Below are 11,171 nucleotides of genomic sequence, written 5' to 3'. Positions count from 1 at the left end.
TTTACTTCTAAATCTAAAGGCAATACTAGTTGATTCATGATATAATTTTTAAACATAAGGACCCTTCTTTCGGATGAAATTTGGTGTGGTAACTTTATTTTATCAGAAGTGGTCCTTATTTTAATTCAAAAATAAACAAAGCCGGTGAAATTTTACTCGTCGTAAAATTTCACCGGCTTTTTCATATCAGAGTTGGGTTTTGTCCCAGCCTCTTTTTTTACGTAAAGGGCTTCTTTTAAAGAACATCTATTTATATGATTCTCTGCTTGTGCAGGCGATATAATACGCCAAAGCTCTTTTTGGTTTATGCGATTGGTATCAATATGATCTTTTTGTAAGGCTCTTATCGTAAGGCTCTTTTCGTAAACATTGTTGCTATTGTTATCAAATTAATACCAAAAAAGCGATTTTTATATAGTTAATCATCGTTGTACTGAAGAAAAGATGCCACGAACTCTAGTTGTGTTCGTGTTTAGCTCTTATTACGAAAAGCAACAATTAATGCGAAAACAGCCTATCGTAAACTTTGTTGCTATTGTTACTAAAAATAGACAGTATGATTAGTTTTAAGAGAGCTCAATAATTATAAAAGTAGAAAAGATGCTATGAACGTTAGAGGTATACGTGCTTATCTCTTAGAAGAGAAGCGTCAATCATTGCGGAAAACAGCTTTTTGTAAACTATGTAGCGATTGTTTAACGAATAGAACCGCAGGAAGTGGCTGTATGATAAACATCTTTTAATGAAGTCATCAACATTATTGACAAGTGTAAGAAATTCCTAGTGAATAATAACAATTTATTAAAAACAGCTTACATAGGTATTTTTAACATATGGGAACAGCTAGAAGGTGGTTATATACAATTTGAAGAGTAGTAGCCATTATCATCTACTAGGTAAGTAGAAATCAGGTTGAAAGCATTGTGACGTAATCAACACATTGAATGAGTAAAAATACTATATTACTTTATAAATATAACTATTAATATATTTATATAAGTCGTCAAAATAATAAGATAAATAAAGAGATCTTTATAAAATATGCGTATTTTGACGAATCATGACAAATTATCAGATTTTTTGTCATGTATATTATTGTGATAATATATATGTCCCGGGGCCTATTTTGAACAATATCTTTTATGTGAATGTTTATTTCCACGTAAAACGTTCCGTAATAGGTTTAAGAAAAATTGCTAGTTAACTAGAACTAAATAATGATTTTTAACTAATTCAGTTTAAGCCTTTTACTTGAGTAGTATTGTGATAGGGGTTAAGAGCGTACATGGATTATTTGCTTAACATTGAAGTATAAATAGGTAGCGTTTTATATCCTAGTAATCACATAAATACTCTTGTGATTAGCGATACGTCAATGCACGCGCATACAGAGCAAAATTTATACTGAGAGGGAGAAATCTATGAAAAAGAGAAAAGTTGTTTCAACCGTTCTAGCTGCTTCATTAGCACTAGGTGCTTTCTTAGTTCCAACTACAGGCACTGTTGATGCAAAATCACTTACAGAAAAATCGACAAAAAAAATTGATAAAAAAATAAAACAGCTAGAGAAGCTGGAGCAAATGAAAGAAAAATCAAACGGTAAATTCCGAGTTTCTTGGGATGAGAAGAAAGGTATTCCGCGCTATATTTCTGGTAAACTATCAGAACAAAATGTGGATGTGTTAGCATTCCTAGATGAGAATAGACAAGTATTTGATTTAGATGCTGGAGATTTTACGATTAAGCAAACAGAAACTGATGATCTCGGTATGACACAGTATCGTACTCAGCTTACTGTTGATGGTATTCCAGTATATGGATCAGAGGTGTTCATTCAAGTTGACGGTGATGGCATCATCACGTCAATGATCGGTCAAGTAGAACCAAAGCTTGAACAGAAGAATTGGCATAATTCTGTGAAGCTATCTGCAGAGGATGCAATTCAGGTCGCTGAAAGTAAGTTAACTTTCACACCGGAAGCAGATACGTATACGAAAGATCCAGCTTCTGACCTTTACCTTTATAAGCATGAGAATAAGTGGATGCCTGTTTACATTGTTGAATTACAATTCCATGCGCCATATATTGGTCGCGAAATGTTCTATGTTGATGCAAAAAAAGGAGATGTGCTACGATCCTTTAATAGAATTGAAAGTGCTGCTGAAGTAGGGACTGGAACAGGCGTGCTTGGGGATGAAAAAATAGTGAACACGTTTGAACAAGACGGGACGTATTATTTATACGATACTTCGAAGTCTATGAATGGTGTTATCGCAACATATGATGCCGAAAATACTTTTAGCCCGTTGTTAAGAGTTAACCCGCAACCTGGTGTATATGTAACGGATGATGATAACGTTTTTGATTCAGCTACTCAACGTGCAGGTGTTGATGCTCACGTATACGCTGGAGTTGTATATGATTATTTCTTAAATAACCATAATCGTGACAGCTATGATAATCAAGGTGGCAATATTATTTCTAGTGTACACGTTGGCACGAACTATAACAATGCTGCTTGGACTGGAACACAAATGGCGTACGGTGACGGTGATGGATCACTATTTACATCATTATCCGGCTCATTAGACGTTGTTGCACACGAACTTACACATGCGGTTACGGACACATCAGCTAATCTAGTATATGAATATGAATCTGGGGCACTTAATGAATCCTTTTCTGACGTGTTCGGTGTTCTCGTAGAAGCAGAGCAAGACGGAGCAGCTGACTGGTTGTTAGGTGAGGATGTGTATACACCTGCTATAGCTGGTGATGCATTAAGAAGTGTTGCGAACCCGACTTTATATGGACAACCAGATCATATGGATGATTTCCTCGTGAAAAATGATGAAAATGCGCTTGATTGGGATTTTGGAGGAGTACACACAAATAGTGGAATTCCGAATAAAGCATTATATAATATTGCATCTGCTATTGGTCTTGAAAAAGCAGGCGATATTTATTACCGTGCTTTAACGACACATTTAACATCACAAGCTCAATTTATTGATGCACGTAATGCTTTATTGCAATCAGCCGAAGATTTATACGGAGCAGGTGGGGCTGAATATCAAGCAATAGAAAGTGGTTTTGCAGCTGTAGGAATTGATGATACAACGACTACATCTGTTACTGACAATTTCGAGCCAAATAATACTTTAAGCACTGCACACGCTGTCGAAAGTGGAGAAATATATACTTCTTATATCTCATCTGCTGATGATTTAGATGTATATACATTCACTGCTGGAACGAGAGGTCAGGTGACTGTAGATTTAACAAGTGTACCAGATGATTATGACCTATATTTATTAAATCGCCGCGGAGAAACGATAGCTGTATCACAAAATGCAAACACGCTTGCAGAATCACTTACTTATACGGCAGCTGCTGGTGAAAAATTATACGTAGCAATCATCGGTTACGAAGGTGTATTTAGTACAAGTCCATATACACTAAGCATAACTTATCCATAAAATGATATAACGCCATTGGTTGGTAAGCTATATAGAACATACATGTCTAAGCCCACCCCCCCTCATATTCTCATAGAGGGGGCTTTTTTTATTATGATACTATTAGAAGCTTACTTTATCTAGTTCGACGATGGCCATCGTACATCTAGAAATACAAATTAATTTGTCCTGTTCATCCACAATTTTAATTTCCCATACATGTGTTTTTTTTCCTCGGTGTAACGGTGTACCGATGGCGGTCACAACACCACCTCTTTTAGCTCGTATATGGTTTGCATTAATCTCGAGACCGACACAGCCTTCTTTTTCCTGATCAATGAGATTGAAAGCTCCGAAACTCGCGACGGTTTCTGCTAGTGCTACAGAAGCACCGCCATGTAAAATTCCAAAAGGCTGACACGTTCGTTCATCCACAGGCATTGTAGCGACAGTGCGCTCTTCATTTACTTCTACAATCTCAATACCGAGATGATTGACTAATGAATTTTCAAAATTTAATCCTTTGCTCATGAATTCTCCCCCTTATCCTCTTTCTTTTATTGTCACACAACTTATTATAATTTTCCAATTCCTTAACAGAATCTTTCGTTAAGAATACTTTCATTCGGTCTTGTCCAACACTATATTTTCATCAAGCGATAGAAAAATAAATGAATGGTCTGATGAAATGTTTCTTTATTTTGAAATAGGTTTGACAGGTCAGTTGATTTAACTGTCATTCCTTCACTCACAATAATATATGAAGCAAGGGCGCTATTATTTGGAACAGACTTTCAGCGTTCCTTTAACTAGAACGTTTATTTCCAAAAACATTAAACACAAAAAAAGAGCAAATACGTAGAAGGTTCTCATGCAGCTATGTTGTTCCCAAATCTAGTTTAAGCTTGAAGTATAGGTGATTTGAAAAAGGCTCTTTGCGTAAATATTGTTGCTATTATTATCAAATTAGTACTATAAAAGGTGGTTTTATTTTGTTAGACATTTGTATAGAAGAATAGATACTAGGAACTCTAGCTGTGTACGTGTTTACTTCTTAATACGAAAAAAAACAATCAATGCAAAAACAGCCTTGAAAAAGGGGAAACAACGGGCTACTTAGCTTTCTCATTCAATAAGGATTTTGGGTATGAAAGCAAGCACATAACATCACGCTTTGCTGTTGTAATGCTGTATAACAGCAAGTATATGAATAGAGCCATTTAAAAATAAGCACTTTCGAAAATTAGGTAGCCATTATTCTTTTTCTATCCATGATTTTCGAAAGTCATCATACCCAAAAGCTTCGAAGCGAGTATCTTGAATTAAATGGTGGAACTTGCGGTGAATGACTGGGTGATACCGATATACAATAAGATGCTCGTTTCTTAAATATTGTTCTACTTTATCTATCCATGCTTCCCGCTTTTTGTAATTTGGTTCATACTTAACATGTTCAAGATAATTTTCAATGTAGTGTAAGTTTTTGCGATCAATAAACCTTTGGAAGACATTTGATTTGTTGTAAATCGAATCTAAAAAAGATAGGTGATAATCATCTGATGTCACCTCGCCTGCAAAAAGTAAATCGGCTTCTTGATCAATGGTTGCTGAATAGAAGTCATCCATATGAAAGTGTATACACTTAAGATGAATACCTTCAGTTCCGGCAGCCTTCATAAACCATTCGGCCTGTTCTTTTTCATCACGTGTGTCTCTCGTATATAGTGTTATTGTTTCACCTTGATAACCCGATTTCTTTAATAGTGATTTTACGAGTTTCTTATCTTTAGTGTCAGGGTGTGATTTCCATGGAAAATAGCTGGATGCTTCTATTAAATTCTCTCTTCCTAAATCCTTCCACATTTGCTTCATATCTAATAAGTGAAATAGTGCTAACCGAAAGGAATGTTGTAGGACAATTGAAGAACGCTTAAGATTAAATGCAAGAAATCGAAAGCCTGTTATCATATCCTCTTTGCGGATCGTTGATTCTTCCTTCTCTTCTCCTTTAACTTGAATCGTCATCGTAAGATTTGATTCGCTCGGCAGAAGATAAAATTCAATTTCATCAATTAATGGTCTTGCAAGAAAATACTGATCAAACGCCTCTAACACGATCATCGTATCAGTACGTTTTTTGAGTTGAAATGGACCCGTCCCGATCCACTTGTTTTCATCAAACGGTTCATCCTCTGGAAGAATTGAAAAGGGAATTGTGCTCATATAACGAATGAAAAGTGGATTTGATTGAGCCAATTGTATGCGAACGATGAAAGGCGAAACACATTCGATCATTTGGATATCCGAAACGATCCAATTAAGAGAAGATGTTCGGTCTTTTAGTCGTTCAATCGTATATTTCACATCACCACTATGCAAATTGCGTTGATGATGAAATTGAACCCCTTTCCTTAAAAAAAATGTCCATGTTCGGTAATCATTTTCAACCTTCCAGCGGTGTGCAATGTGTGGGTTAATAGTATCAGCTTGTTGATCATAGGTAACGAGAGTACTCCCTAACTGTTGGATTAGGTAATTTTCAAAATCGATGGCAGAGGATTGTGGGTCTAGAGTGACAATTCTTTTTTCAACTGCTAATCTTAGCACTTCCTTCGATTGATTCGCCGATTGCAAACCCAATAGTTTTTTGACTTCTTTTGATACATTAGCGATCCATGAATTTGGAATCGGTAATTGTAACAATTGAAAGATACGTTCGATTTGGTCATGTTCAATACAAGTTAATACCGCCTGCTCAATTTCCTGTTGCAAGGGGTTTGTAAAGTTGATGCGCGAAGGGTTTCCCCTGCCTCTTCCAGGATGATAAGTACATCTTCCATTCTCTTCGAATTTCCTAATTTTTATCTTTACATTTTTTTGATTGCAATACCAGACTTGTTCAAGCTCCTTAAGCTTAAACGACACTGATTGTTTTATTTCTCTAGGATATAAATATGCTCGCATTTGAAAGTATGCCAAATCCTTCATCGTTTTCTCCTATCTATTAAAAAGGGGTCGGTATTAGTTAGATTATACCCTTTTTATCAGCTTTTGGATAAAGCATAATAATTTGTAAGCAATTGTTATTTCTATTTTATAATAAGAAGGGGAAGCGATGGAATTAAAAACGATATTATCCATTGTAGTTACAGTTTTCTTTTGGGCATCTGCCTTTGTTGGTATTCGTGCAAGTTTGGACGATTATTCTCCACAAAACTTAGCCTTATTAAGATTCTTAGTTGCTTCATTAATCTTTCTCGTTGTTGCTTTATTTAAAAAAATACGCATTCCAGAGAAAAGTGATATGCTCCGTATTTTCCTCTCAGGGTTCATTGGTATTGCGTTATACAACTTTGCATTAAACTATGGAGAGCAAAGGATTGAAGCGGGCATAGCTAGTTTTATTGTCAACACAGTCCCAATCTTTTCAGCACTATTTTCTATGTATTTTCTTCGTGAGAAATTCTTTATGCGACAATGGATCGGATTTATTATAAGTCTGTGTGGAATTATTCTTATTGCCTATCGTCCAGAAACAAACTTCACCATTGGGGTCAGTGTTTTTATACTGTTGTTTGCAGCGACTACACAAGCAGCGATGTTCACTTTACAAAAAACACTTACTAAAAAATATACTCCACTCGAATGTACCGCTTATGCTATTTGGAGTGGGACATTCACACTATTATGGTTTGGGCCTGGCTTATTAGATGAAATCCTTGTAGCTTCAATGAGTAGCACTGTCACCGTTATTTACCTAGGGATATTCCCAGCAGCAATTGCCTACTTAACATGGGCTTATGTTTTATCAAAATTGTCTGTATCTGTTGCTGCAACATTTTTGTACTTTGTACCAGTAGGAGCTACCCTCATCGGGTGGGTCTGGTTACGAGAAATACCAACTCTATTATCTATTGGAGGAGGTATACTTGTCATTACAGGAGTAATCTTTGTCAACCAAAAACGGAATATGATTAGCAGAAGTGAAGAGGAAAATAAGATTCATGCTGCATCATCATAATGACAGTTAAAGGTTAATATATTTTGTTGTGATTTTTTTCAAATGCATCATACATCTAGATAAAGCTTTTTGGGTCAAGAGGTACCGAAACATTTGTTGGCAAAACAACATTGATGAAAAATATAATAAAGGAGTGTCTATTATGATAACGATTAAACGTTTAACAGAATGCTCTTTGCAGGATGCCGTAACTGCTTGGAATGAGGGATTTACAGGCTATTTTACTGATGCACAGATGACCATTGATTCCTTTTTGAACCGTCTTGCTCAGGAAGGTTTGTCTGCCAACTATTCAATTATTGCTTTTGATGATAAGGAACCTGTCGGCATTGTCTTAAATGGTATAAGAATGATAGATGGCAAAAAGGTGTCATGGAACGGTGGAACTGGTGTTGCGCCTCAATATAGAGGTACAGGTGTAGGGAAGAAAATGATGGATGCATCTTTAGCAATTTATGAAGAAGAAGGTGTTGAAATCGCGACATTAGAAGCGATTAAAGAAAATGAAAAAGCGATTTCTTTGTATAAAAAGCTAGGGTATGTGATCGAAGATAGCTTGCTATTTATCGCCCATGAAGATTCATTTGACTCGAATCCCTTTAAAAACCACCTAGCTACATACAACTTTATTAAAACTGTTCCTCCAGAAGTTCAAAACCTTTCATTTTATAAAAGTATGTATTGCTGGCAAACGCAATTTAAGAGCGTAAGAGATGGAGAAGCTTTTATTGCGATTGATGATCAAACTGGTGAAAGTATAGGTTATGCGTTATTTAAGCGTATTTTTAATGAAGAAGGCGTTCATGTCACTACAGCGCTGTACCAATGTGAAGTAGCACCTCGTAGACGTGATCAGCACCAAATTACAGCAAGTTTATTATCGCAATTATTTGCACCGTTCGATCAAAAACTAAAGCGAATTACAGTCAATTTAGTAGCTACGAATGAAACAGTGGTCTCATTACTTAAAGAGGCTCGTTTTGAGAAAAGTATAGAACAAGTATATATGAAGAAAATCATGCTTAAAGAATAAGTAGAGGTAAGTTGCTTATGTCTTAGTACGAGAAAAAATGAATACGCAAAAAAGCAAAAGCTTATAAGTGGGACTTATAAGCTTTTGCTATTATCACATAACATCACATAATTCCACAACATTTCTTCCATAATTATCAAATAGTATAGATGTATATAACATGAAAAGTATCGGATTGGAATACTGTTCTCAAAATTAATGATGTACGGCTTAACGTATGTGTAGTTGACTAGGGCTCTATGCATCAATTTTGTTGTGAATTGCTCAAAACCTTCGTTGAAAAAAAGAAACAGTGCCACGAGCTATAGTTTTAGGTGTATATATCTTAGTACGAAAAGAGTAACAAATAAGATTTTGTATTACGCCAGGGAACTACAAAAATTGAACAAATATAGTGCACGAACACCTGTAACACATTTCTACATTACCGCGATGGGGGACGGTCCCCCGTTGTTGTAATGCGTTAAAGTGTAGCGCGACTGACCGAAAAGGCGGTGAAACATGAATACGGTTTTGTTAGTTGAAGATGAGGTGCCGATTGCAAGAGTTCTTCGTGCGTATTTGAGTAAGGAAGGCTTTCAAGTAGAACATACGAAGAAGGGTAAGGAGGCGCTTGAAGTATTTGAGGTGCATAAGCCTTCACTTGTGCTATTAGACATTATGCTTCCTGATGTAGATGGCTGGCATGTCTTACAGAGGATTAGGAAGACGAGTTCATGCCCTGTGATTATGATTACAGCATTAGGAGATATTAATCAACGTTTAAAAGGGCTAAACAACGGTGCAGATGATTACATTTCAAAACCATTTGTTGCAGAAGAAGTAGTTGCTCGAGTGCATGCTGTTTTAAGAAGATCAAAGTCTATTGAAGACCGCACGGTGAAGCACTTCGGGAACTTAGCGATCGATACAAGCTCACATCAAATTTTATTAAATGGAACTGAGGTTCACGTAACACCTAGGGATCTAGCATTACTCATATTTTTAGCCGAGCATACAAATCAAACATTTACTAGAGAGCACCTGATAGAGCAAGTGTGGGGTATTGATTATGATGGAAGTGACCGAGCGGTAGATTTAGCAATTAAGCGCTTAAGAAAATCACTAAAAGAGTGGGATTCATCTGTAGGAGAAATTAAAACGTTACGGGGAATGGGGTATCAGTTAAGTGTTTATGAATAAAAATAAGCGCATTCCCTTACTGAACTATTTAGTAAGTAGGTATTTAGTTACTTTGATTATTGGGCTAACAGTGATCGGTATTGCTTCGGTTGTTTGGATTAAGGACGAAGCAATTAGGAATAAGATAGAATTAGCACAATACCTCGTTGCAGATGTTGCAGACCGTTTAGTAACTGAAGATGGATATATTGAAAGAATACAAGGTAGCTCTCCGTTGTTTAACCGCGTAATAGAAGAAATCATTCAAGATCCTAAAAGGTTAAATCGTTTGGATATTAGATCAATGATCATTATACAAGATGAAGATGGGCAAGTCGTTTACCCGACTTTTCCGCGTGGATTATCAATTATTTCTTCTGAAGAGCGTCAATTAAATTTGCTTGAAATGAATGAAGTTGAGAAAGTTGAATTCGATTTGTTAGGGTTGTCATATGTTATTTCGTCGCCTATTGAATATGAAGATCGTTCCATAGGAGCAGTAGCCATTATTGTACCAGAAGAAGAATTTTCCACAATGGGAAGACAAATGGATGAAGAATATCGTTTACTAGCTATTCTACTAGGAAGTTTAGCGATATTAGGTTTGATCATTATCTATTTGTTATCAAACAAAATTATATCCCCTATTCTACAAGTCTCTAAAGCTGCCAAACAAATTCAAAATGGGAACTATAACGTTAAACTAGCTACTGATACACAAGGCGAAGAACTTTATGACTTAATTGAATCATTTAAAGAAATGACTACCCGCCTTAAACAATTAGAGGTAATGAGAACAGAGCTGCTTGCAAGTGTGACACATGAACTGAAAACACCCATTGCATCAATTAGTGGTTTAGTGCAGGCTGTGAATGATCAAATTGTATGTGGTGATGAAAAACAAGAATTTTTGGATATTACTTTAAATGAAGCACGCAGGCTACAGCTTATGGTGGAGGATTTACTTGATTTTAATTCTTTTGCCCTTGGCGAAATAAAAGTGAAGTGTGAAAGACTTAATATAAATAAGTGCATACTGGAAATGACTGATCAATGGAAAATGACGAATGATGAACATCACCTCATTCAAGTCAAAGTTGCATCATCTGAAAAACCACTTTTCGCATACGGAGATCCATATCGTATTCAGCAAATTATCATAAACTTACTAAATAATAGTAAGCATGCATTCTCAAAAGAGATTGAGGTGAAAATATTCGAGCCAAATAAAGATTTTATTGCGATTGATATCATTGACCGTGGTTGTGGTATTCCTTTGGAAGAACAGCCATTAATTTTCGAGCGCTTCTATAAAGGCAAAGCGCAAAAAAATACGGTGAGAGGCTTAGGTCTTGGCTTATCAATAAGTAAACTTCTTGCCAATGCTCAACAAGGAGACTTGTTCTTAAAAGAAAGCTCAAACGACGGAAGTACCTTTACCTTATTGCTTCCTCGAAAAACAACGACCAAGAGGGAGGAGGGTATTCTTTAATTAGTA

At 36.0% G+C, this 11,171-nt stretch carries 7 protein-coding genes; 5 read left to right on the top strand and 2 right to left on the bottom strand.

Going from position 1 to position 11,171, the window contains the following annotated elements; all coding sequences use genetic code 11:
- Nucleotides 1-1,421: 1,421 nt before the first annotated feature.
- Complete coding sequence (locus tag ACSVDA_RS14895; RefSeq protein ID WP_485884224.1) at nt 1,422-3,479, top strand: M4 family metallopeptidase; 2,058 nt, start codon at nt 1,422-1,424, stop codon at nt 3,477-3,479.
- 102 nt (nt 3,480-3,581) lie between these two features.
- Here ACSVDA_RS14895 and ACSVDA_RS14890 read toward each other — a convergent pair whose 3' ends face one another.
- Both ACSVDA_RS14890 and ACSVDA_RS14885 read right to left on the bottom strand, forming a co-directional pair.
- The gene (locus tag ACSVDA_RS14890; protein ID WP_320207497.1) at nt 3,582-3,989 is read right to left on the bottom strand and encodes a hotdog fold thioesterase; all 408 of its coding nucleotides are present in this window, start codon (nt 3,987-3,989) and stop codon (nt 3,582-3,584) included.
- A 723-nt stretch (nt 3,990-4,712) separates the two neighbouring features.
- Complete coding sequence (locus ACSVDA_RS14885) at nt 4,713-6,446, bottom strand: ABC transporter substrate-binding protein (protein ID WP_485884223.1); 1,734 nt, start codon at nt 6,444-6,446, stop codon at nt 4,713-4,715.
- A gap of 127 nt (nt 6,447-6,573) precedes the next feature.
- Here ACSVDA_RS14885 and ACSVDA_RS14880 point away from each other — a divergent pair, with 127 nt between their 5' ends.
- The 4 genes from ACSVDA_RS14880 to ACSVDA_RS14865 all read left to right on the top strand — a co-directional run bounded on the left by ACSVDA_RS14880 (nt 6,574) and on the right by ACSVDA_RS14865 (nt 11,165).
- Entirely contained in the window at nt 6,574-7,479 is a 906-nt protein-coding gene (locus ACSVDA_RS14880) for a DMT family transporter (protein ID WP_485884222.1), read from the top strand.
- 142 nt (nt 7,480-7,621) lie between these two features.
- Complete coding sequence (locus ACSVDA_RS14875) at nt 7,622-8,512, top strand: GNAT family N-acetyltransferase (protein WP_485884221.1); 891 nt, start codon at nt 7,622-7,624, stop codon at nt 8,510-8,512.
- Nucleotides 8,513-9,013: 501 nt separating this feature from the next.
- On the top strand, nt 9,014-9,694 hold the full coding sequence (locus ACSVDA_RS14870) for a response regulator transcription factor (protein WP_485884220.1): 681 nt from the start codon (nt 9,014-9,016) through the stop codon (nt 9,692-9,694).
- Nucleotides 9,687-11,165 carry a HAMP domain-containing sensor histidine kinase gene (locus ACSVDA_RS14865; RefSeq protein WP_485884219.1) on the top strand — a complete coding sequence of 493 codons (1,479 nt, stop codon included), beginning with the start codon at nt 9,687-9,689 and terminating at the stop codon, nt 11,163-11,165. Before ACSVDA_RS14870 ends, ACSVDA_RS14865 begins: the two co-directional genes overlap by 8 nt.
- Nucleotides 11,166-11,171: the final 6 nt, after the last annotated feature.

This window comes from Cytobacillus sp. Hm23, assembly GCF_051842895.1.
Taxonomy (GTDB): domain Bacteria; phylum Bacillota; class Bacilli; order Bacillales; family SM2101; genus Nanhaiella.
The sequence above is the reverse complement of the archived record's forward strand: the minus strand, read 5'-3'. Positions and strand labels throughout refer to the sequence as shown.

What these genes read in the sequence shown, in the direction of transcription:
- ACSVDA_RS14895 (WP_485884224.1), top strand. Translation starts at nt 1,422, where the DNA reads ATGAAAAAGAGAAAAGTTGTTTCAACCGTTCTAGCTGCTTCATTAGCA.
- ACSVDA_RS14890 (WP_320207497.1), bottom strand. Translation starts at nt 3,989, where the DNA reads ATGAGCAAAGGATTAAATTTTGAAAATTCATTAGTCAATCATCTCGGT.
- ACSVDA_RS14885 (WP_485884223.1), bottom strand. Translation starts at nt 6,446, where the DNA reads ATGAAGGATTTGGCATACTTTCAAATGCGAGCATATTTATATCCTAGA.
- ACSVDA_RS14880 (WP_485884222.1), top strand. Translation starts at nt 6,574, where the DNA reads ATGGAATTAAAAACGATATTATCCATTGTAGTTACAGTTTTCTTTTGG.
- ACSVDA_RS14875 (WP_485884221.1), top strand. Translation starts at nt 7,622, where the DNA reads ATGATAACGATTAAACGTTTAACAGAATGCTCTTTGCAGGATGCCGTA.
- ACSVDA_RS14870 (WP_485884220.1), top strand. Translation starts at nt 9,014, where the DNA reads ATGAATACGGTTTTGTTAGTTGAAGATGAGGTGCCGATTGCAAGAGTT.
- ACSVDA_RS14865 (WP_485884219.1), top strand. Translation starts at nt 9,687, where the DNA reads ATGAATAAAAATAAGCGCATTCCCTTACTGAACTATTTAGTAAGTAGG.